Source organism: Nocardia heshunensis (assembly GCF_054782115.1).
This window is the reverse complement of the sequence record NZ_BAAGTC010000002.1, coordinates 402,382-423,133: the sequence shown is the minus strand read 5'-3', so window position 1 is coordinate 423,133 and position 20,752 is coordinate 402,382. Positions and strand designations below refer to the sequence as shown.

Annotated in this window: 25 protein-coding genes; 12 read left to right on the top strand and 13 right to left on the bottom strand. The window is 68.4% G+C overall.

Annotated elements, in window-relative coordinates:
- The first annotated feature begins 10 nt into the window (after window positions 1-10).
- From ACYVN4_RS02085 to ACYVN4_RS02060, 6 genes are all read left to right on the top strand, one after another.
- Entirely contained in the window at window positions 11-1,156 is a 1,146-nt protein-coding gene (locus tag ACYVN4_RS02085) for an ABC transporter ATP-binding protein (protein ID WP_460717496.1), read from the top strand.
- Window positions 1,153-1,794: an ABC transporter permease gene (locus ACYVN4_RS02080; RefSeq protein WP_460717495.1), complete on the top strand. Its 642-nt coding sequence runs from the start codon at window positions 1,153-1,155 to the stop codon at window positions 1,792-1,794. The genes ACYVN4_RS02085 and ACYVN4_RS02080 overlap by 4 nt, the downstream gene beginning before the upstream one ends.
- Window positions 1,791-2,474, top strand: a complete 684-nt coding sequence (locus ACYVN4_RS02075) for an ABC transporter permease (protein ID WP_460717494.1) — start codon at window positions 1,791-1,793, stop codon at window positions 2,472-2,474. The genes ACYVN4_RS02080 and ACYVN4_RS02075 overlap by 4 nt, the downstream gene beginning before the upstream one ends.
- 67 nt (window positions 2,475-2,541) lie before the next feature.
- Entirely contained in the window at window positions 2,542-3,213 is a 672-nt protein-coding gene (locus ACYVN4_RS02070; protein WP_460717493.1) for a response regulator transcription factor, read from the top strand.
- Window positions 3,210-4,586 (top strand): sensor histidine kinase, encoded by a 1,377-nt coding sequence (locus tag ACYVN4_RS02065; protein ID WP_460717492.1) that lies wholly within the window; start codon window positions 3,210-3,212, stop codon window positions 4,584-4,586. The genes ACYVN4_RS02070 and ACYVN4_RS02065 overlap by 4 nt, the downstream gene beginning before the upstream one ends.
- A 93-nt stretch (window positions 4,587-4,679) precedes the next feature.
- Window positions 4,680-5,006: a hemophore-related protein gene (locus ACYVN4_RS02060; RefSeq protein ID WP_460717491.1), complete on the top strand. Its 327-nt coding sequence runs from the start codon at window positions 4,680-4,682 to the stop codon at window positions 5,004-5,006.
- A gap of 136 nt (window positions 5,007-5,142) precedes the next feature.
- Here ACYVN4_RS02060 and ACYVN4_RS02055 read toward each other — a convergent pair whose 3' ends face one another.
- Window positions 5,143-5,580 carry a hypothetical protein gene (locus ACYVN4_RS02055; RefSeq protein ID WP_460717490.1) on the bottom strand — a complete coding sequence of 146 codons (438 nt, stop codon included), beginning with the start codon at window positions 5,578-5,580 and terminating at the stop codon, window positions 5,143-5,145.
- Between the two features lie 125 nt (window positions 5,581-5,705).
- On the opposite strand from ACYVN4_RS02055, the gene ACYVN4_RS02050 reads away from it, so the two are divergent.
- Window positions 5,706-6,152, top strand: a complete 447-nt coding sequence (locus ACYVN4_RS02050) for a hypothetical protein (protein WP_460717489.1) — start codon at window positions 5,706-5,708, stop codon at window positions 6,150-6,152.
- Window positions 6,149-6,463 (top strand): transcriptional regulator, encoded by a 315-nt coding sequence (locus ACYVN4_RS02045; RefSeq protein WP_460717488.1) that lies wholly within the window; start codon window positions 6,149-6,151, stop codon window positions 6,461-6,463. The genes ACYVN4_RS02050 and ACYVN4_RS02045 overlap by 4 nt, the downstream gene beginning before the upstream one ends.
- Before the next feature lie 4 nt (window positions 6,464-6,467).
- Here the strand turns inward: ACYVN4_RS02045 and ACYVN4_RS02040 are convergent, their stop codons facing one another.
- The 3 genes from ACYVN4_RS02040 to ACYVN4_RS02030 all read right to left on the bottom strand — a co-directional run bounded on the left by ACYVN4_RS02040 (window position 6,468) and on the right by ACYVN4_RS02030 (window position 8,841).
- On the bottom strand, window positions 6,468-7,667 hold the full coding sequence (locus ACYVN4_RS02040) for an alpha/beta hydrolase family protein (protein WP_460717487.1): 1,200 nt from the start codon (window positions 7,665-7,667) through the stop codon (window positions 6,468-6,470).
- A gap of 122 nt (window positions 7,668-7,789) precedes the next feature.
- Window positions 7,790-8,440, bottom strand: a complete 651-nt coding sequence (locus ACYVN4_RS02035; RefSeq protein ID WP_460717486.1) for a hypothetical protein — start codon at window positions 8,438-8,440, stop codon at window positions 7,790-7,792.
- A 47-nt stretch (window positions 8,441-8,487) separates the two neighbouring features.
- Window positions 8,488-8,841: a hypothetical protein gene (locus ACYVN4_RS02030; RefSeq protein WP_460717484.1), complete on the bottom strand. Its 354-nt coding sequence runs from the start codon at window positions 8,839-8,841 to the stop codon at window positions 8,488-8,490.
- A 59-nt stretch (window positions 8,842-8,900) separates the two neighbouring features.
- Between ACYVN4_RS02030 and ACYVN4_RS02025 the strand changes: the two genes are divergently transcribed.
- The gene (locus ACYVN4_RS02025; RefSeq protein ID WP_460717483.1) at window positions 8,901-9,353 is read left to right on the top strand and encodes a MarR family winged helix-turn-helix transcriptional regulator; all 453 of its coding nucleotides are present in this window, start codon (window positions 8,901-8,903) and stop codon (window positions 9,351-9,353) included.
- 166 nt (window positions 9,354-9,519) lie between these two features.
- Window positions 9,520-10,110, top strand: a complete 591-nt coding sequence (locus ACYVN4_RS02020) for a hypothetical protein (protein ID WP_460717482.1) — start codon at window positions 9,520-9,522, stop codon at window positions 10,108-10,110.
- A 66-nt stretch (window positions 10,111-10,176) separates the two neighbouring features.
- On the opposite strand, the gene ACYVN4_RS02015 is transcribed toward ACYVN4_RS02020, so the two are convergent.
- Window positions 10,177-10,821 carry a response regulator gene (locus ACYVN4_RS02015; RefSeq protein ID WP_460717481.1) on the bottom strand — a complete coding sequence of 215 codons (645 nt, stop codon included), beginning with the start codon at window positions 10,819-10,821 and terminating at the stop codon, window positions 10,177-10,179.
- A complete protein-coding gene (locus ACYVN4_RS02010) occupies window positions 10,818-11,978 on the bottom strand; it encodes a sensor histidine kinase (RefSeq protein WP_460717480.1) in 1,161 nt (386 codons plus the stop codon). The genes ACYVN4_RS02015 and ACYVN4_RS02010 overlap by 4 nt, the downstream gene beginning before the upstream one ends.
- Window positions 11,979-12,080: 102 nt before the next feature.
- On the opposite strand from ACYVN4_RS02010, the gene ACYVN4_RS02005 reads away from it, so the two are divergent.
- The gene (locus ACYVN4_RS02005; protein WP_460717479.1) at window positions 12,081-12,959 is read left to right on the top strand and encodes a sterol desaturase family protein; all 879 of its coding nucleotides are present in this window, start codon (window positions 12,081-12,083) and stop codon (window positions 12,957-12,959) included.
- A 70-nt stretch (window positions 12,960-13,029) separates the two neighbouring features.
- Here the strand turns inward: ACYVN4_RS02005 and ACYVN4_RS02000 are convergent, their stop codons facing one another.
- The 4 genes from ACYVN4_RS02000 to ACYVN4_RS01985 form a co-directional block, all read right to left on the bottom strand.
- On the bottom strand, window positions 13,030-14,262 hold the full coding sequence (locus ACYVN4_RS02000; RefSeq protein ID WP_460717478.1) for an NAD(P)-dependent malic enzyme: 1,233 nt from the start codon (window positions 14,260-14,262) through the stop codon (window positions 13,030-13,032).
- 519 nt (window positions 14,263-14,781) lie between these two features.
- Window positions 14,782-16,338, bottom strand: a complete 1,557-nt coding sequence (locus ACYVN4_RS01995) for an FAD-binding protein (protein ID WP_460717477.1) — start codon at window positions 16,336-16,338, stop codon at window positions 14,782-14,784.
- 51 nt (window positions 16,339-16,389) lie between these two features.
- Window positions 16,390-16,656 carry a hypothetical protein gene (locus ACYVN4_RS01990; RefSeq protein ID WP_460717476.1) on the bottom strand — a complete coding sequence of 89 codons (267 nt, stop codon included), beginning with the start codon at window positions 16,654-16,656 and terminating at the stop codon, window positions 16,390-16,392.
- Complete coding sequence (locus ACYVN4_RS01985; protein ID WP_460717475.1) at window positions 16,653-17,507, bottom strand: PHP domain-containing protein; 855 nt, start codon at window positions 17,505-17,507, stop codon at window positions 16,653-16,655. The genes ACYVN4_RS01990 and ACYVN4_RS01985 overlap by 4 nt, the downstream gene beginning before the upstream one ends.
- A 41-nt stretch (window positions 17,508-17,548) precedes the next feature.
- Between ACYVN4_RS01985 and corA the strand changes: the two genes are divergently transcribed.
- Window positions 17,549-18,625, top strand: a complete 1,077-nt coding sequence (gene corA, locus ACYVN4_RS01980; protein ID WP_460717474.1) for a magnesium/cobalt transporter CorA — start codon at window positions 17,549-17,551, stop codon at window positions 18,623-18,625.
- Window positions 18,626-18,671: 46 nt separating this feature from the next.
- Here the strand turns inward: corA and ACYVN4_RS01975 are convergent, their stop codons facing one another.
- Genes ACYVN4_RS01975 through ACYVN4_RS01965 form a run of 3 tightly spaced genes read right to left on the bottom strand, consistent with a single transcriptional unit; the run spans window position 18,672 to window position 20,733 of the window.
- Window positions 18,672-19,247, bottom strand: coding sequence for a suppressor of fused domain protein (locus tag ACYVN4_RS01975; protein WP_460717473.1), 576 nt, complete (start codon window positions 19,245-19,247; stop codon window positions 18,672-18,674).
- A 4-nt stretch (window positions 19,248-19,251) separates the two neighbouring features.
- On the bottom strand, window positions 19,252-19,743 hold the full coding sequence (locus tag ACYVN4_RS01970) for a YflT domain-containing protein (protein ID WP_379362494.1): 492 nt from the start codon (window positions 19,741-19,743) through the stop codon (window positions 19,252-19,254).
- Between the two features lie 12 nt (window positions 19,744-19,755).
- Window positions 19,756-20,733, bottom strand: a complete 978-nt coding sequence (locus ACYVN4_RS01965; RefSeq protein WP_460717472.1) for an HpcH/HpaI aldolase/citrate lyase family protein — start codon at window positions 20,731-20,733, stop codon at window positions 19,756-19,758.
- Window positions 20,734-20,752 lie beyond the last annotated feature (19 nt).

Sequence of the window (20,752 nt, the reverse complement as noted above, 5' to 3'; positions counted from 1 at the left end):
GGGGAACACGGTGTCCGACATCGAATTCCACGGCGTCAGCAAGACGTACCCGGACGGCACCACCGCCGTCCACCACCTCGATCTGCGCATCGAATCCGGGTCGTTCACCGTGTTCGTCGGGCCGTCGGGCTGCGGCAAGACCACCTCCATGCGGATGATCAACCGCATGCTCGGGCCCAGCACCGGCACCATCACCGTCGGCGGACAGGACATTTCGCGGATCAACCCGGTCAAGCTGCGGCTGGGCATCGGCTACGTGATCCAGAACGCGGGCCTGCTGCCGCACCGGACGGTGGTCGACAATGTGGCCACCGTGCCGGTGCTGCGCGGGCAGTTCCGCGCGGCGGCCCGCAAGGCGGCGCTGGAGGTGATGGAGCGCGTCGGGCTGGATCGTGGCCTGGCGCAACGCTATCCGTCGCAGCTCTCCGGCGGGCAGCAACAGCGCGTGGGCGTGGCCCGCGCGCTGGCCGCCGATCCGCCGATCCTGCTCATGGACGAGCCGTTCAGCGCGGTCGACCCGGTGGTGCGCACCGAACTGCAGGCCGAGATGCTGCGGCTGCAGGCCGAACTGCACAAGACCATCGTGTTCGTCACCCACGACATCGACGAGGCGATCCGGCTGGGCGACCACATCGCCGTCTTCGGGCCCGGCGGCTACCTGCAGCAATACGATGTGCCGCAGACCGTACTCGCCCAGCCCGCCACCGATTTCGTGGCCGGATTCGTCGGCCGCGACCGCGGCTACCGGGAACTGTCCTTCCGCACCGCGGAAACCGTTCCCCTGCACGAACTTCCGACCGTCACCCCTGACCAGGTCGCCGACATCCGGCTGAACCTGGGCGAATGGCGGCTGGTCATCACCCCGGACAAGAAGCCGATCGGCTGGATCGACACCACCGGAGTGGAAGGGGTGCGCGCCGGACACGACCTCGCCGACAGCGTCGCCGCGGGCGGCTCCCTCTTCCCGCCGGGCGGCGACCTGCGCCAAGCCCTCGACTCCGTCATCTCCTCACCCGCCGAAATCGGTGTGGCCGTGGACGGTTCCGGTGGCGCGGTCGGCGCCATCTACGCCCGCGACGTCCTCGAACAACTCCACAACCAGCGCACCGCCGAAGACGCCGAACGCAACCGGGCCTTCTTCGAGGAATCCCGATGAGATACCTCATCGACAACTTCCACGAGATCGCGGGCTATGCGGGGACCCATATGCGGCTGGCGCTGGAACCGCTGCTACTGGGTCTGCTCATCGCGATTCCGGTGGGGGCGTTGGCGCATCGGGCTCGCTGGCTGCGCCGGGGCATCACCACCGCCGCCGGTGTCGCGTACACGATTCCGTCGCTGGCCTTGTTCGTCATCCTGCCGCCGCTGCTGAACATCGGCGTCATCGACGAGCTGAACGTGGTGATCGCGCTGACCATCTACTCGGTGGCGCTGCTGGTGACGGCCGTGCCGACCGCGCTGGACTCGGTGCCCGCCGACACCCTCGACGCCGCCGACGCCATCGGCTACACCCCGCTGCGGCGGGTGCTCACCGTCGACTTCCCACTCGCCCTCCCGGTTTTCGTGGCCAACCTGCGAGTCGTGGCGGTCACCAATATCTCGATGGTGACCGTCGGCGCGCTGATCGGGGTCGGCGGGCTGGGCAAGCTGTTCACGCAGGGCTATCAGCGCGACTATCCCGACGAGATCATCGCGGGCATCATCGTGGTGCTGGTGCTGGCCCTGATCGTGGACCGATTGCTGTACGTGCTGGGCAGATTGGCGACGCCCTGGCTGAAAGGTCGTGCGGCATGAGCCTTTTCCTCGACGCCTGGAACTTCCTCACCGACGGCGCGAACTGGTCCGGCCCCACCGGGATCGGGATGCGGCTGCTGCAGCACCTCTACTACAGCCTGCTGGCGGTGGCGCTGTCGGCGGTGATCGCGGTGCCGATCGGGCTGCTCATCGGGCACACCCGGCGCGGCTCGGCGCTCATCGTGGGCTTCGCCAACTCCATGCGGGCGCTGCCCACCCTCGGTGTGCTCACCTTCGTGGTGCTGCTGCTCGGGCTCGGACTGACGCCGCCGCTGCTGGCGCTGCTGACCGTCGGCATCCCGCCGCTGCTGGCCGGGACCTACGCGGGCATCGCCAATGTGGACCCGACCGTGGTGGACGCCTCGCGGGCCATGGGGATGAGCGAAACCCGGGTGCTGTTGCAGGTCGAACTGCCCAACTCGCTGCCGGTCCTGCTCAGCGGCCTGCGGGCGGCGACGCTGCAGGTGGTGGCGACCGCCACCATCGCCGCCTACGTGAATCTCGGTGGGCTGGGCCGCTACATCTTCGACGGCATCAGCCTCTACCGGTACGACAAGGTGCTGGTCGGCGCGATCCTGGTGGCCGCGCTGGCGCTCGCGCTGGACGGACTGCTGGCCTTCGTGGTGTGGCTGAGCGTGCCGGGGACCGGGCGGCTGCGTCGCCTCACCGGGCGCGCCTGAACCGCAGACCGAACGCCCGCTGTTCGGTTCGCAGCCGATTCACAGCCACAGGCCCGAGAATTGCCGGGTGCAACCGGGACGCATTCTTGTCATCGAAGACGCCGAGGCCATTCGGGCCGCGGTCGCGGCCGGGCTGTCCGCGGCCGGGCACGAGGTGCTCGAGCGCGGTGACGGCCGGCTGCTGGAACCCGACCTCGCCCAATTCCGGCCCGATGTCGTGGTGCTCGATGTGACGCTGCCCGGCCGCGACGGGTTCGCGCTGCTGGAATCCGTGCGGGCGCGCTCGGCGGCGGGCGTGGTCATGCTGACCGCCCGCGACGGGGTGGAGGATCGAGTGCGCGGGCTGCGTGCCGGATCCGACGACTACGTGGTGAAACCCTTCGACCTGGTCGAGTTGGTGGCGCGGGTCGAGGCGCTGTTGCGGCAGATGGGGAAACTGCGGTCCCGCATCGTGATCGGTGACCTGGAGGTGGATATCGACGCGGGCGGCGCGCATCGCGCCGGGCACGAGCTCACCCTCACCGCCACCGAGTTCAAGCTGCTCGCCTACCTGGCCGCGCAGCGGGATCGGGTGGTCACCAAGACCCAGATCCTCACCGCCGTCTGGGGATACGAAGACTACGACCCGAACCTCGTCGAGGTGCACGTGAGCGCGCTGCGACGCAAACTCGAGGAGCACGGGGACCGGGTGGTGCAGACGGTGCGCGGGCTCGGGTACACGCTGCGGGTGCCGCGGTGAAGACGGTGTCGCTGCGCGGGCGCGTGACCCTCACGGCCGCACTGGTTTCCGGGATCACGCTGGTGGTCGTGGCGATCGTGGTGCACGGGCTGTTCGGACTGGTGATGACCCGCAGCGAGAACACCGTGCTCACCGATCGGGCGCAGCTGGCGAAACAGCTTTCACAGCAAGGAGTTTCACCGGAGGAACTGGTCTCCCGGGTGGACACGCATTCGGTGCGGGTGCGGCTGGTGCTGCCGGACGGTCACACCTACGGCAGCCTCGAGAATCGGCTCGCGGAGGACAGCAGCACCAAGAACCGGATCGTCAAGCTCATGGGGCCGGGGACGCTCAACAACGCCCGGCTCACGCTGCAGATCGACACGCCGCTGCTGGCCCGGGTGCAGTCCCGCCTGGGATTGCTGCTGATCCTCGCCACCACGGGGGCGATCGCCATAATCGTTGTCGGCCTGTGGTTCCTGGTGCGCCGCGCCCTCGCGCCACTCGACACCATGACCCGGCTGGCCCGCGATATCGCACACGGCCACCTCGGCCGCCGCTTGAACCCGTCCCGCACCGACACCGAACTAGGCCGCACCGCAGCCGCTTTCGACGAAATGCTCGACGCCCTGGAGGGCGCGCTGCGCGACACCGCGGCCGCGGAGGCCCGCGCCCGCGCCTCCGAACAGCAGATCCGCGTCTTCGTCGGCGATGCCGCCCACGAACTGCGCACCCCCATCACCGGAGTCCGTTCGCTGGCCGAGGCGGTCTTCCAGCAGCCCGCCGACACCGATCCCGAGGACCGGCAACGCATGCTGCTGCTCCTGGTGCGGGAGACCCAGCGCGCAGGGCGTCTCGTCGACGACCTGCTCGACCTGGCCCGCATCGACGCCGGACTGCACCTGCGCCGCGCACCGGCCGAGCTGCTCGGGCTGGTCGAAACCCACCTGGACCGCATGCGAATGCTGCACCCGCACACCGAATTCCGGCTCACCGGCGACCCCGTGACGGTCCCCATCGACGCGGAGCGCATCACCCAGATCCTCACCAACCTGCTCGCCAACGCCTGCCAGGCCATGAAGGACCACGGCACGGTGACCATCGACATCCGCGAATCCGGCACGGGCACAGTGGAACTCACCGCCACCGACACCGGCCCCGGCATCCCCGCCGCGGACCGCGACCGCATCTTCGACCGCCTGGTCCGCCTCGACCACGCCCGCGACCACCGCCCCGACGGCTCCGGCCTCGGCCTGGCCATCGCCCGCGGCCTGGCCCGCGCCCACGGCGGCGACCTGACCTGCCGCGCCCCCGCCCCCGGCACCACCGGGGCCGTCTTCGTGCTGCGTCTGCCCATCGATGAACCTCAGCCCGGTGCGGTACAGCCAGCCTGAAGATCAACTGAAGAAGGCCACACGCTTCAGCCCACCTTCAGCAATCGCGGGCAAATTCGATGGGGAACCACCCCCCACCGATACGGAGTGAACATGAAGCGCGTCCTCGCTGCCACCCTCGCCGCAGCCGCCGGTGTTGCCACGATCGCCCTCGCCGTCCCCGGCGTGGCCTCGGCCGACGGCCCCGACTGCAGCCAGGCCGCCCGCGTAGCCGCCCACCAGGACGCCAAGCCCAAGGTCCAAGCCCTCCTGGCCGCCCACCCCGACCTGAAGGACGAATTCACCAAGCTGAAGGGCCTCCCCAAGGACCAGCGCAAGGCCGAATGGACCACCTACAAGCAGGCCCACCCCGACCAGGCCCAAGCCCTGAAGGACGCCCGCTCCGCGGTCATCACCTTCCGCCAGAACTGCCACAAGTAGCCCGAACCACCCACCAGCGCCCGCCGCCGAGCCTCCCCTCACCCGCTCGGCCGCCGTACGACTGCCCTCGCACGGCACCCCTACGGGCGCACAACGGGGGCACCGATCATCCCGATCGGTGCCCCCGTTTCACACCTCAGCCCAAGAGAGCCGCGCGGCGACGCCAACTCCAGCGGAGTAGGCCCGCCCCTACCGCCAGCGTGATCACGTTGATGCCGAGTTCGATGAATCCGCCTGCGCCCGAACGGCACCAGATGCCGTGCTCGACGTCGTAGAGCGCGTCCATGCAGAACAGGTAGACAGCGGACCCGCCGCCCGCGAGCAGCCAGAGCAACGCCGTGGGATGCCGATTGATCAAAGCCACGGCGGCTGCGAGCACACACAGCCCCAGCCAAGCGTCGGCCAGCGGGAAGGCGTTCTCGAATTCGATGTAGGCGGTTCGGTTGTTGCTGGCGACGGCTCCGCGAGCGGTGAACCAGAGCACCCAATAGGCAGCCAGAATCACCAAGCTGGCCGCGAGCACCATGAGCACTCGACTTCTGGACTGATCGCTGACCTCGAGCTGCGCCGACACGCCTGCCATTGTGGAACAACAAGTCTCGCGCCGAGGCCGTAACGCGAGTGCGGCAGGCCGGCTCAGGATCGGATGGGATCAGGAAACTAGTTGGCGAATGGAAACTAGTTGATTACGATGCGATCATGAGCGACGCATTGACACCGGAGGACGCACTGGAGATCGCCTCGGCGACGACCAGTCGAGCGCGCAGTGCACCGGCCCGTCCCCGCTGGGTGCCGACGGTGGGGGCGCTGCTGTGTTTTGGCACATTTCTCCTGATCGGCGACGCGGTCGCTATGCCCATCGATCGTGCGATCACCGCTCGAGGGGTTGCCGGAATCGTTGTGACGCTGGCGTTTTGCCTCTTCGTGTCCAGGGTGCTTCGGGAATGGCGCAATGGCGGTGTCGTTCCCCGGTCTCTCGCCGAGCAGCCGGTGCGGCGATGGAAGCGAGTGGCGGTGGGCTGGCTGCCGCCGTTTGTCGGAGTCACCCTGCTCGGTGCCATGCCCGGATGGCTGACAATCGCGTCCGCGGTGATCATGGGCGCATGGATGTGGTTCCAGCTGTCACAACCACGGGCCGAGTCGTGACGGAGCTGAGCGAACTGCTGGCTTCGCTGCCACGCCTGAAAGTGGTTGCGTTCCTGGACGGATGCCGCGAGGCCGAATTCGGCATGATCACCGACCTGTGCGAGCTGAACAAGTCCACGTTGTCGAAGGCGATGACCGTCCTCGAAGCCGCCGGATACCTCACGATCACGAAGGGATACGCCGGCCGACGTCCCAAGACCTGGCTCGCACTGACCGACGGCGGCCGCACGGCCTATCACGAACACTTGAACGCCCTCACCGCACTCGCACAACAGGCACGCCAGGCGGCAGGCGAAACACCTCCTCGGTAATCGGTCAGGCGGTGGCGGACAATTCCAGGAACCAGTGGACTGCTTGGGCGGTGCCGCGGATGCCGGAGCCGTTGTGGTCCACCGGTCCAACGTCGGTGACGGGGGCGTCGACGCCGTGGGCCAGGAGGGCGGCTCGGCAGTTGGCACTGTTGGTGGGGGTGACGTCACGGTCCTGGCTGCCGGTGTAGAGGCGGATCGGGAGCTGGGGCGTCCAGTTGCTGCAGGCGCTGTCGGCGACTGTCGTGGCGGCGGCGAAGGGTCCGGTCGGGTTGCGTAACAGGTCGATTCCCTGCGGGGTCAGCAGGTGATCGATGTCCGGGGGCAAGGCCGGGACGATGTCTTCGATGGAATGCAGACCGTCGAAGAGTTGCTCCACCGTGTCGGCGTACGGAGACTGGAAGATCTCGGTAGGCGATCGGTACAGGCCGTGCAGGCGATTCCAGGACACCAGCAGGTACGCGCTGTAGAAGGAGCCTGCGCCGGGGTCGAGGGTGCCATCGAAGAGGGCGGGCATCTCGGCGTTCTTCAGGTCGAACGGTCCGCTGATGGCGGCGACGGCGGTGGCCCGGAAGTCCTTGTCCGCGTTGGCCTGTAGTGCTCGCGCGAGTCCCATCGCGGCCGGTCCGCCCTGGGAGAACCCGACGATATCGACCTCCTCGCGCAAATTGCGATCGAGGGTCGCGACCCGAGTTCGGGCGGCCCGCAACATGTCCACGGACGCCGTGGTCTCCGACGGCAGATCCAGATACGGATGCGGGCCCGGCCCCGACCCCAATCCGAGGTAGTCGGGCGCGACGCCCGCGAACCCCGCCGACGCGTAGGTGAGCGTCGCGGCCAGATCCCCACCGTCCGCCGCCACCGAGGGAGCGGCGGCCTTGGTGGGCGAGGTGCCGTGCTCGTAGGCCACGGTGATCAGGTCGTGTACATCGTTGCGGGGCAAGGCGAGCAAGCCGCTGGCCGTGGTGGCACGGCCGTCGGTGCCCAGTGTCTCGTAGCTGAGGCGGTAGGTATCGACACCGAATCGCACTGCGTCGGTGGCGAACTCATTGGTGGTCAACGTCGTCCGGACCTCGTCGACCGAATAGGTGCGCAGGTGCTCGACACTCACCAGCCGACCCCGATCGACGTCCACGGCCGCGGGCCCCGATGCTCGGGTACACCCGGTGACCAGGATCGAGGCCCCGAACAACAGGACGGCACCCACACTGCGAGTCTTTGTCATCACCTCGACAGCTCACCGCCGACCACCACCGCGGGTCCATCACTCCCCGGTGTGAACGCACAACGTGCCCTCACACGTGAGTATGAGGGCACGATGCGGTCGGGTCAGCGGCGCGCGGTCAGCGCTACGGCCGGAACCCAGATCAGCAGCAGCACACCCGAGACGTAGGCCGCAGGCGCCAGGGCGGTGCTCAGCAGCAGGTAGCCGATGCCCGAGACGGTGATGGCGGCGGCCAGCAGCAGACCGAGGACCGGCACGAACAGCGGCCGAGTCCGATTGCGCAGCAATGGGATCGATGCCAGCACCGCGGTCGCGGCCAGCAACAGCATCTTGACGCCGTCGAGCCGATCGATCAGACCGTAGACGGTAGCGGCGGTCGCGGCATTGCCCTCGGGTGCGATCCACCCGGCGAGGTGAACACCCAAGGCGCACTGGGTGAGCGAGACCGCGACCGCCAGGGCTCCGGTGATGCGGGCGGGGCGGGTGACGGCGATCAGCACCACCGCGAGCGCAAGACCCGCCATCCCCTGCGAGGTCAGGAACTGCGTGGTCGCGACACCGACATGCCCGGTGATCGCGTCGATGATCTGCGAGCCCGTGGCGCGCACCGACAGATTGGTGGGCCAGACCGACAGACCCACGATCCAGGCGGTCAGGAAGGTCACTCCCGCTGCCGCGACCAGCGGCCGGATTCCGTTGCGGGCGTGGCTGTCCGGAGAAACTGAGGACGTGTGGGCGTGGAGCACGGCGGTCATGACGAATTCCTTTGCGGTGGTGAGTGATCGGTTCGATGAGCGATTGGTCAGCGGAAGGGAAGCCATGCGGCGGTGAGCAAATGAACGGCGGCCAGACCGATGCATGTGACGGCCATCGGCCAATTGCGCTGCCGCGCACCGAGACCGGCATCCCAGACCTGCGCCAGCCCCGACACCACCAGCAGCGGCACGATCGCGGCGGTCGAACCGACCGCCAGCACGGTCAGCGTGACCAGGCTCAGCGGCAGCGCACGGGCGGCATACGCACCGAGAAAGAACATCGATCCGGCGGTCGGCAGCTCCCCCGCGGGCAGGGCCAAGCGCGGCCGCACGAGTCCGACCAGGCACGAGACCCCCGAGACAACCGCGATGACCGCGTTCAGGATCAGGACTGCGAGCATTTGTTCTTACCTCGAATCATTCATGTCGTGAAGCATTCTCAATATGTATACTTCTGGCCGTGAACGATGTCAACGGCCGGACGAAGATTCCCGGCACGGTCGCCTACCGCCTGGGAGTCCTGGGAGCCATCGCGGACAACCGCTTCGCCACGGCGATCGCGGCGCTGGATCTCAAGCCCAAGCACGTGGGCCTGCTCGCCGCACTGGAATCCGCGACGGGCCTGTCGCAGCAGGAACTGGCGACCCGACTCGGCGTCGTACCGAGCCTGGTGGTCGCGCTCGCCGATCACCTGGAACGACTGGGCGCCCTACGCCGCGAACGCGATCCGGCCGACCGCCGCCGCCAGACCCTCGTCCTCACCGACGACGGCCGCGCCCTGCTCACCCGTTGCGAGCAGGAAGCCGCGGCCCTGGACCGCACCCTCACCGCCCGCCTGACACCCGCGCAGCTCAGCGCCTTGAACGAGGCCCTGTCACTGCTCGCCGCCGAGGCGGGTATGCCGCCGAGCTGAACCACAATTCGATACCCGTTCGGCATGTTGCCAGCGCCGTTTTGAACCAACCGGTCGGTTCTGTGCTAGCAATACCCCGAACACTCGATCTGGCTATGTGTCCCCAATTCATGGCAGTGCCGAGGCCGACAGTCACGGCACTCCGCATCGAATGAGAGGCGTGCGCATGCAGTTCAAGAAGTTTGCGGCGATGTCGATGATGACCATCGCCGCCACCGTGATGACCGCCGCGACGGCACACGGTGAAGCCGAACGGCCCCTGATCGTGGGCGGTCAGGACCACGGGCTGAGCTACACCTCCACGCTGTCCGACGACCACCAGGGCGTGGTCACCCACCTCAGCGCGGGGACGTTCGAAATGTCGGCGGACGAGTCGCTGGTATCGGTGGTGGCGCCGGACGGGACTGTCGTCGAACAGATTCCGACCGACTACGAGCTGGGCGGCCAGCCGGTGCGGCTGCGCGCCGAGGTAGGCGCGGACAACAGCACCCTGACCGTGTGGCCCACCGACAGCCGCGGCCCGGTCAGCGAGAGCACCTACAACGACGGCGTCCGTGAGATCGCGCAACAGCAGCAGCTCAAGGACATCGGTGTCATCGGCTGTATCGCCGGTGGCGCGGTCGGCGCCGGTCTCTTCGGCGTCATCGGCACCGTGATCGGCCTGATCGCCCTCATCGTCGGCGCGATCCCCGGCCTGTTCATCGGCCTCGTCGCCGGTGCCGTGATCGGCTGTGTCGTGGGCTTCTTCGTCATCTGACCCACCCGGCGCGACAGCGCCGAACCGACCGAGGCCACCGGGCAGCTGTCCGGTGGCCTCGCGTCGTCAACGGACGAGGCCGTGTTGGTGGGCGTACACGACGGCGTGAATGCGGTCTCGGACAGCGAGTTTCGCGAGAATGCGGGACACGTGCGTCTTGACGGTCTCCTCGCCGACGCCCAGCGCGCTGGCAATCTCACTGTTGGAGCGGGCATCCGCGACCAGGAGCAAGACCTCGCGCTCGCGGGCGGTGAGATGGGATAGCTCGGGCGGTTCGGCGGGCGGGGCGATACCGGTGATGAGATTGCTCGCCAGGCGGCGGGTCATGGAGGGGTCGATGACGGCGTCGCCGCGCACGGCCACCCGAATGGCGGCCACGAGTTCTTCCGGCGGAAGGCTTTTCAGCAGGAATCCACTGGCCCCGGCCGACAGGGCCCGGTGCAGATTCGCTTCGCTGTCGTACGTGGTGAGGACCAGGACGCGGGTGCCGCCCGCGGCGACGATGGCCTCGGTGGCGGCCAGTCCGTCGAGTTTGGGCATGCGGACATCCAGGATCGCCACGTCCGGGCGGGTGCGCGCGGCGGCTTCGATGGCGGAGCGACCGTCACCGACCTCGGCCACGCACTCCAGATCGGGATGCGCGTCCACCACCGCGCGCAGGCCGGAGCGGAACACGGTGTGGTCGTCGGCGATCAGGATGGTGATGGTCATGCGGCTCCGATCGGGACGGAAACGGTTATCTCCCACTGGTTTCCGGAGGGATCGGCACCGTGGGTGACGGTGCCGTCGAACAGTTCGACCCGGCGGCGGATACCGTCCAGACCGCGATGCACCTCCGAGCTCTCCACCACGGCCGCAACGGGATTCGTCTCCCGGATTGTCACCGCACCGGGCCGGTAGCCGATCTCCAGTTCGGCCGGTGCGCGCCCGTGCCGCAACGCATTGGTCAGCATCTCCTGGACCACCCGGTAGAGCATCACGTCCAGCGACTCCGGCAGCACCGGCGGTTCCCCCGAAACCGTCACGCGCACGGTCAATCCGGCGTCCCGCACCCGCGCCACCAGCTCTTCGATATCGGCCAGGCCGGGCTGCCGCTGCCCCTCGTCGTCGCGGCCGTGCAGCAGATCCAGCTGCCGCCGCAGGTCCACCATGGCCGCACGGCTACTGGACTCCACCGCCGTCACCGACCGCGACGCCGCCTCGGTATCGGTGCGCGACAACGCCATTCGAGCGACGCCGGCGTGAATCCCGATGGCGCTCACGTGATGTGAGATGACATCGTGCAGGTCCCGCGCGATGGCTTCCCGCTCATCGGCCAGCGCCCGGTCCAAGGCCGCCCGCTGTTCCTGCTGCCGTAATCGTTCCCGCTGTTCCAGTTCCGCGATGTACGCCCCGCGCGCCGCCGTGTACCGCCCCACCAGCCACGGCACCACCCCCGCGCCCAACGCGAAGACCACCAGCCGGACCGGCCGATTGGTGCCCGCGATGGCCGCCATCACGTTCACCGTCAGCGAGCCGCCCGCCAGCAGAAACACCGTCGCCACCGACACCATCCCGCTCAGCCATGCGCCCGCCTGATATCCGGCCACCAGGTAGCCGACATCGAAAACCCGTGCGGTGACGGCGTAATGGTGCGCGAACGCCGCCACCGCGACCTTGACCACCACCTGCGCCACCACCACGGCCGCCGCCGTCGAGGCGGGCGCGGCCAGCGCCAGATCCGCCGCCACCGTGGCCACGGTCAGGATGGTGGCCAACACGGGCGCCAGCCCGAAGGCCCCGCACATCACCATCTGCGCGCCGTCCAGCACCGCCGCCACGGCGGCCACCAGCAGCGACTGCCGGGCCAGTGACCTGGTCACATCCATGGCCGCACGCTACCTCGCAGACCCCCGATCCCCCGTGAGAGGGACACGGAATCCCTCGTCGGCGCGACGCCACGGGCTCCCCGCGCAACTAGCGTCGAGATCATGTCCGACCTGTTCATCTACGCCCTGCCGGCGTTCGCCCTCCTGATGGTGATCGAGTGGATCGACAATCGCCGCGATCCGGATCGCCCGGCCAATGGCATCGACCGGCGCGACACCACCTCGAACATCGCCACCTTCGTGCTCGGCCGCGTCGCCAAACCGATCATGGCGCAGGTGATCCCCTTCTCCGGGGTGGTGCTGGCGGCACACTTCACGCCGCTGCACCTGTCGCCGAAGCACTGGTGGGTGTGGGTGGCGGGCCTGATCGTCACCGATTTCTGCTACTACTGGGCGCATCGCGCCGATCACCGCATCCGGCTGCTGTGGACCTCGCACAGCGTCCACCACTCCAGTCGGTTCTTCAATTTCTCCACCGCCATCCGGCTGCCCTGGGCGCATCCGGCCGCGAACATCCTGCGCGGCCTGTGCTGGGTGCCCGCGGCGCTGCTGGGCTTCCCGGCGTGGATGATCTTCGTGCTGCAGTCGATCGGTCTGCTCTATCAGTTCCCGATCCACACCCAGCGGGTGAAAACTCTGTGGCGGCCCATTGAATTCATGTTCAACACTCCCGCCCACCACCGCGTGCACCACGGCTCCAACCAGCCGTATCTGGACACCAATTACGGCGGCGTACTGATCATCTGGGATCGCCTGTTCGGCAGCTTCGCCGCGGAATCCGAGCCGATTCGCTACGGCTTGACCAAGGACATCGAGACCGACAATCCCATCAAGGTCAATTACACCGAGTTGGTGGATCTGGTGCGGGATGTCCGGCATGCCGAGACCTGGCGCGGGCGAATCGGATATATCTTCGGCCCGCCCGGCTGGAGCGAGAATGCGGCCGCTCCGGATCCCGAAAAGATTTCGGCCGCAGCCTAACTCACCCAGAATTAGTTCGGCCCCCGCGCAGCAACTGCGAGGGGGCCGAGATCTATCGGGGTGTGGCTGGTTACGCCACGCCCTCGGCGCGAGCGGCGTTGCCGACGGCCTCGGCGACGGCCGGGGCCACGCGCGGGTCCAGCGGGCTCGGAATGATCTTGTCCGCGGCCAGCTCACCGGCGACCACATTGAAGATCGCCTCCGCCGCGGCCACCTTCATGCCCTCGGTGATGCGACGCGCACCGGCGTCCAGCGCGCCCTTGAAGACGCCCGGGAAGGCCAGCACATTGTTGATCTGGTTCGGGAAGTCGCTGCGGCCGGTCGCCACGATGGCGGCGTACTTGCTCGCCACATCGGGGTGAATCTCCGGGTCCGGGTTGGACATCGCGAACACGATGGACTCGGGGGCCATCGAGGCGATGAGCTCCTCGGCGATGGTGCCCGCCGACAGACCCAGGAACACGTCGGCTCCGGCCAGCGCCTCGGCCGGGCCGCCGGTCACGTTGCGCGGGTTGGTGCGCGCCGCCAGATCCACCTTGACCGAGTTCAGGTCGCCGCGGTCCCGGCTCACGATGCCCTTGGAGTCGAGCACGACGATGTCGGAAACGCCTGCGGCCAGCAGGATGTCGGTGCACGCCACACCGGCGGCGCCCGCACCCGAGACCACGACCTTCAGACCGCTCATGTCGCGACCCTGCACCGCGGCCGCGCCCTTGAGGGCGGCCAGCACCACGATGGCGGTGCCGTGCTGGTCGTCGTGCATGACCGGGCAATCGAGGGCCTCGATGACGCGCTTCTCGATCTCGAAGCAGCGCGGCGCGGAGATGTCCTCGAGGTTGACCGCACCGAAGCTCGGGCGCAGCAGGATCAGCGTCTCGACGATCTTGTCGACGTCCTTGGTGTCCAGCACCAGCGGGATCGAGTCCAGACCGGCGAACTTCTTGAACAGCGCCGCCTTGCCCTCCATCACCGGCAGCGAGGCGCGCGGGCCGATGTCGCCCAGACCCAGCACGGCGGTGCCGTCGGAGACGACCACGACCAGGCGCTCGGCCCAGGTGTAGGTCTTGGCGAGCGACTCGTCCTTGTGAATGCCGCGGCAGACCTGCGCCACGCCCGGGGTGTAGGCGATGGACAGATCGCGCTGCGTCTCCAGGGGCGCGGTGAGTTCGACCGAGAGCTTGCCGCCAAGGTGCCCGGCGAAAATTTCTTCCGTGGTGATGTCGGCCAGCGCGCCATTGGACGCGGGGGCCCCATCATTCGCGGGAGCCACGGTGGCATTCACTGCTTCAGTCACGGGTGACACGATTTCACTCCTGATCGGTTCGGACTCAACCGTTTGACGGTTACCGTTCGGTAATAGCTGAATTTGTGGTTTCGGTGCTCATATATCTTTTGCCGCAGTCGCGTTCAGCGACGTCGACACCACTTCCGAGCCACTTCGCAGAAACCCTGCCACCTCATCGTGGCAACGCAGACAAAGTATTACGGCAATGCGGGAAGTGTGTCGCGGCAGCGCAGATCGTCGAGCGAGAACCGGAGGGGTGTGTCCGGGCGATAGGGCCGGGGTGACCTCGTGTGAACCCGCGAGTCGGGGTTCCGTGATCACCGAGTGTCCCGTGCCGGGCGGTGGCTTCGGCCAGGATCGGCCCATTCTGCCAGTCGCCGCGACGGCCTGCCAAATCGCCCCCTCGGGCCGTCGCGTCGCCTCACCATCGTTGCAGCGTAAAGCAGCCGGATCACGTCCGGATGAACGGAAACTCGCTGGTGGGGAGCACAACCCGGAGAGCTGTCACAACGCGGTCGCGAGGGCGGCGGTGAGCTGTCAAGCGGGGCGGGCGGCGACCGTTGTGAGGTCGGGCCGGACCCAGACACTTTCGAGTCCGCCCGTGAGCAACCGTACCCGCCAGTCACTTACCGCGCCCGGGTGGTCGGTGCGGCGGTGCATGCCGCGGGTCTCGGTGCGGGCCAGGGCCGAATACTTGGTCCAGCGCGCCACCGCGAGCAGGGCCGCGGCCTGGCGGGCGCGCAGCCGGTCGGGTCCCTTTCCGCCGAGCGCCAATTCGACGCCGGGCCACAGTCCGTCCAGTTCGGCGATGCTGTCGCGCAGGCTGCCGTCACTGCGCCAGTAGCTGCGCCGCAGCGGCAGCGTGTGCTCCTGGACCAGGCCGACCACCGCCCGCGGATCCAATCTCGTCTTGTCGCCGAGGCCCGCCCCGGGCACCGGACGCGCCTTGCCGATCTTGTTCCGGGCGATCGCGAAACCCGCGGCGCCCGAGCCCGCCCACACCCCCGACGAGATCGCCCAGGCCCCGTTCTGCCCGCCGAATCCGCTGACCGCACCCGTCACCGGCTCCCGGGTGGTGACATCGCCCGCGCCGTAGAGGCCGGGAACGGTGGTGGCGCAATCGGGTCCGGCCAGCCGCAGCCCGCCGGTGCCGCGGACCGTGCCCTCGAGCACCGCGCACAGCGGCACCCGGCCGGTCGGGCTCGGATGGTTGCGGCGCAGGTCGGCGCGCATCGACTCGGGCAGCTCGTCGAGGGCCGCGTAGACCCGGCGACCGTCGGCGATGGCCGCGAAAGCCTGTGCGCGCGAACCACATCCCTGTCCCCAGAGCACCTCGCGCGATTCGTCGTAGAGGGTGGCGAAGTGCATGACCTGATCGGAGGCGAACACCGCGGCCACCGGCCGACCGCCCAGCCGGGGCGAATCGGCCACCGGCGCCAGCGAATACGCGTTGGAGAACTCCATGCCCGACAGTTCGGCCCCGGCCTCCGCGCCCATCAGCAGCCCGTCACCGGTGTCCACATCGGTGCCCGCGCCGCCGGAGAGGAAGGCGCAGCCGCCGGTGGCCAGCACCACCGCGCGGGCCCGGACGGTCCAGCGGCGGCAGTCGCCGCGCAGCGCCACCCCCGAGGCGCCCGATACGACGCCGTCGCCGTCGGTGAGCAGCTGCAGGGCCGGATGGTGGTCGAGAATCCGTACCCCGGCGACCACCATGCTGCGCCGCAGCCGTCCCAGATACTTCGCGCCGTCGAGATAGACCCGGGCCGGACGCTCCGCGTGTTCACCTTGGAAGCGGAAGCCGCCCCGCACCAGTTGGCCGACACGCCGGTGGGTCTCCTCCAGCACCCGGAACATCAGGTCCGAATCGCCCAGCCCGCCGCCGTGGGCCAGGGTCTGCCGCACCGCCTCCTCGCGGGCCTCACCCGAGGGCAGATTCCACAGCGTGACCCCGCCCTGCGCCGTCGGGCCGCTGGATCCGCAGCGGGCCTTGTCGGCGACCAATACCCGCGCGCCCGCGGCAGCCGCGGCAAGGGCGGCCCAGGCTCCCGCCGGGCCACCTCCCAGCACCAGCACATCGGCGTCGAATTCGGTCATATCGACAAATGTTCGACGACAGTTCAACTACTCGCAACCGTTATGCGTATTTCAGTTCCACCACTGCGCCCAGAGCAGATATCCGGCTATTCCGAAAACGACCACACACCCGAAAAAGGCGGCGAAACCCTGACGTTTATCCGCATAAATCTGGGCGGCCAGAACTCCCAGCGCGGCCGCCACATGCCACGTCAGATCCAGCCATCCGGGGCCCGGAAACCCGCGGCGAGCACCGATGATCGCGGTGCCGACGACCGTGGCCGCCAGCACCACCGTGCCCCCCGCGATGATTCCGCTCAGACCCCGGAGGACCCTCACGCGGTGATCACCGGCACCCCGCTGGCTTTGCCCACAATTTCCTCGAATTGGGTTGGGTCGGTAGTGAATTCACCGAGCCGAATGGTCTTGTTCGCGCCGTGGTAATCGGAGGAACCGGTGGTCAGCAAACCCAGCTCGCCCGCCAGCCCGGCCAGCACCTCGCGGTCGGCCGCACTGTGGTCCGGGTGATCGAGCTCCAGCCCGCCCAGCCCGATCTCGGCCAGCTCCCGAATGTGATCCAGGGCCAGCAGGCGTCCCCGCTTGCGGGCGCGGGCGTGCGCGACCACGCTCACCCCGCCCGCCGAGGCCACCATCTCGATCGCCCGTCGCAGCGGCGTGTCGGCCTTCTCGACGTAGTAGCGGCCGTGCGGGGCCAGCAGATCCGTGAAGGCCGCGTCGACCGTCGGCACCACCCCGGCCTCGACCAGGGCACGCGCCAGATGCGGGCGGCCCGCGGACGGGCCCACCGAGGCCATCACCGCGTCCGGATCGATGGGCAGGCCGTCGGCCGCCATCTGCTCGGCCATGGCCCGCAGCCGGACCACCCGCTCGGCGCGCAGGCGTTCCCGCTCCTGCGCGAAGGACTCATTGTCGGGGTCGAACAGGTAGGCCAGCAGATGCACCGGCACCGGGTACCCGTCCTCCCCCTCGCCCACACACGACATCTCCATGCCGCGTACCAGCGTCAGACCCGGCGGCAGGGCGGCGACCGCCTCGGCCCAGCCGGACGTGGTGTCGTGGTCGGTGAGAGCCACCACGTCGAGACCGGCGGCGGCCGCCTTGCCGATGAGTTCGGCCGGGGTGTCCGTGCCGTCGGAAGCGGTGGAATGGGTGTGGAGATCGATGCGCACGTCGTCAATATTGCATGCGCCCCAGGATTAGCATCCTTGATGTGTCCTCGAATCTGCCGCTGCCGTCCTTCCATTGGCCCGGGCGGTCGGGTGCGCGCCCGGAGCCGAAGCCCGCGGCCCCTCCGGGCGGGATCGTCGACTGCGCCGTCTACGTGGACGGGCAGCGGCTCTGGGATCAGTGCACGTACAAGAACGCGCTCGCCGAGGTGCGCGAGCGCAAGGAGGGCTTCGTCTGGCTCGGGCTGCTCGAGCCCGGCACCGCGCTCATGACCGATGTCGCCGAGACCTTCGGCCTGCACCAGCTCGCGGTCGAGGACGCGGTCAAGGCGGCGCAGCGGCCCAAACTCGAACGCTACGACGACATCCTGTTCCTGGTGCTGCGCACGGTGCGCTACGTCGAGCACGAGCTCAGCACGGTCAGCGAGATCGTCGACACCGGCGAGATCATGGTGTTCCTGGGACCCGACTTCGCGATCACCGTCCGGCACGGCGACCACACCGAATTGCGCGGTGTCCGAAAGGATCTCGAAGCCGACCCGAGCCAGCTCGCGCTCGGACCCGGTGCGGTCCTGCACGCCGTCGCCGACCGGGTCGTCGACACCTACGTGCAGGTCACCGCGGCCATCGAGGCGGATGTCGACGCCATCGAGGAGGCCGTCTTCACCCCCGCCAACCAGCTCCAGATCGAGGCCATCTATCAGCTCAAACGCGAAGTGGTGGAACTGCGCGGGGCCGTCAAGCCGCTGGGGATGCCGCTGCAGCTGCTCACCCACGACACCACCCTGCCGCTGCCCAAGGAGATCCGCCGCTACCTGCGCGACGTCACCGACCACCACACCGCGGTCACCGAGCAGATCATCGATTTCAACGAATCCCTCTCCGCCCTCATCAATGCCGCGCTGGCGAAGGTGAGCGTGCAGCAGAACACCGATATGCGCAAGATCTCCGCGTGGGCCGCCATGGCCGCCGTGCCGACCATGATCGCGGGCGTCTACGGCATGAATTTCGAACACATGCCGGAACTTTCGTGGACCTACGGCTATCCCATCGTGATCGCCATCATGGTGGTGCTGTGCCTCGGGCTGTACGCGAACTTCCACCGCAACAACTGGCTCTGAGCACCTGCTCGACAGCGGCGTCGTCGCCGGATGGGTTGGTGGACAGTCAGAGCGAGGCTGCCGACCGGCCCGGGTCGCGGATGTCGATGCCCGCCTCGGTCCAGGCGTCACGCAGGGCGGCGGCACCGCGAATGCGCACCCAGGCCGCCTCGGTGGCGGTGATGGGCACGACCGTCAGAAACCGTACGGGCTCAGCGGGTTCCGGCAATGCCACTTCCGGAATGTCGCTGTCGCCCAGCAGCACCGCGGTGAACGGCGCGTTGGACCACAACGGTTCTCCGAGGTCCAGCAGCCCATCCGCTTGCAGCACAACGCCTTCCACGGCGGGTGCGGCCACCAGTACGCCCAGCGTGCGGGTCAGCCCGGAGCCCGCGCCCGCCCCGCCGCGCAGGGTGAGCACCAGTTCCGCGCGCGGCCCGCGCACCGGATCGGCCAGGGCCGCGGCCGGATCCGTCATCGGATGCCGGGCACCGCCCAGCGTGGCGTAGTGCACGAACTCGCCGTCGGGGATGCGCAGAATATCGATGGGTTCCAGGCCGAGGAACGTGACCGAGGCCGCGTCCGCGGACTCCACGCCGAAATGCCCGAGCACACCGGCTCGGACCTTGTCGAGAACATCCATGGAGTCAGATGGCCAGCCTGGCGAGCATGTCGCGCGCCTGCTCGGCGGTCTTGGGATCGCACAGCACGTCGTAGCGGCCCGCCACCAACTGCATGGTGGAGGCGAAGTCGCGCTGGCCCCGGGTCGCCGCGTACGGGATGGACGCGGAGATGAGCCCGAAAATGATGCCGCCGATCAGACCCACCGCCAGCGGGCCGATGGCCCCGCCGGAGGTGAACATGCTCAGCAGCAGACCCAGGAACAGGCCCAGCCAGGCGCCCGAAACCATGCCGCCGCCAATGACTTTGCCCCAGGTCAACCGGTACAGCACGCGCTCGACCTGCATCAGATCGACACCGACGATGGTCACGCCCTCCACCGGGAACTGACCGTCGGCGAGGTAGTCGACGGCCCGCTGCGCCTCGGCGTAGGTCGGGTAGGAACCGATCGGCCAGCCCGACGGTGGCGTCGGGAGACCCGGGCGGCCCCGGTTCGCATTCCCCATGGGATTCGTCATGACTCCATCATGCTATTTCGCGCCGACAGTCGGGGCCACGAAACGCGTGGTACGCACCATTCCAGCGGCCCGCCCCTTATCTGCTATGACCTGCGCCATCTTCGCGCTGGCTTCGTCGATCATCTCGTCACCGAGCATCACCGCCCCGCGCGCCCCGCCCTCGACGGAGGTGTGGAAGGCGTACGCGTCCAGGATCTCCTCGGCGTGGTCGTAATCGGCCTGACGTGGGCTGAAGATCTCGTTGCAGGCGGTGATCTGGTCCGGATGCAGCACCCATTTGCCGTCGAATCCCAGTGCGGCCGTGCGGGACGCGTTGCGCCGGAAACCGTCGATATCGCGGACCGCCAGATAGGGGCCGTCGATGGCCTGCAGACCGTGGGCGCGCGCGGCCAGCAAGATCGTCATATAGATGTGGTGATACGCGTCACCCGGCTCGTAACCCTCGGGCTGCTCCCCCACCACGAGCGTCCGCATATTGATCGACGCCATGAAGTCGGCGGGCCCGAACACCAGGGTCTGTACCCGTGGGCTCGCGGTCGCGATGGCGTCGATATTGCGCAGCCCGAGCGCGTTCTCGATCTGCGGTTCGATCCCGATCCGCCCGACCGGCAACCCGTTGGCCTTCTCCAATTGGGTCAGCAGCAGATCCAGCGCCTGCACCTGCGCGGCGTCGATCACCTTGGGCAGCAGGATGGCGTCCAGCTCCGAGCCCGCGCCCTCCACCACGGTGATCACGTCGGCGTAGGTGTACTCGGTGCTCCAGTCGTTGACCCGCACCACGCGAATCTGGTTGCCCCAGCCGCCCGCGTTCAGGGCCGTCACGATATTGGCGCGGGCCGCCGCCTTGGCCGCGGGGGCGACCGCGTCCTCGAGGTCCAGGAACACCTCGTCGGCCGCCAGCCCCTTGGCCTTTTCGATCATGCGCGGGTTGCTGCCGGGGACGGCGAGCACCGATCGGCGCACTCGAGAGGTCGATCCCGCGGATGTCATGGCTCACTCCTTCACGTGG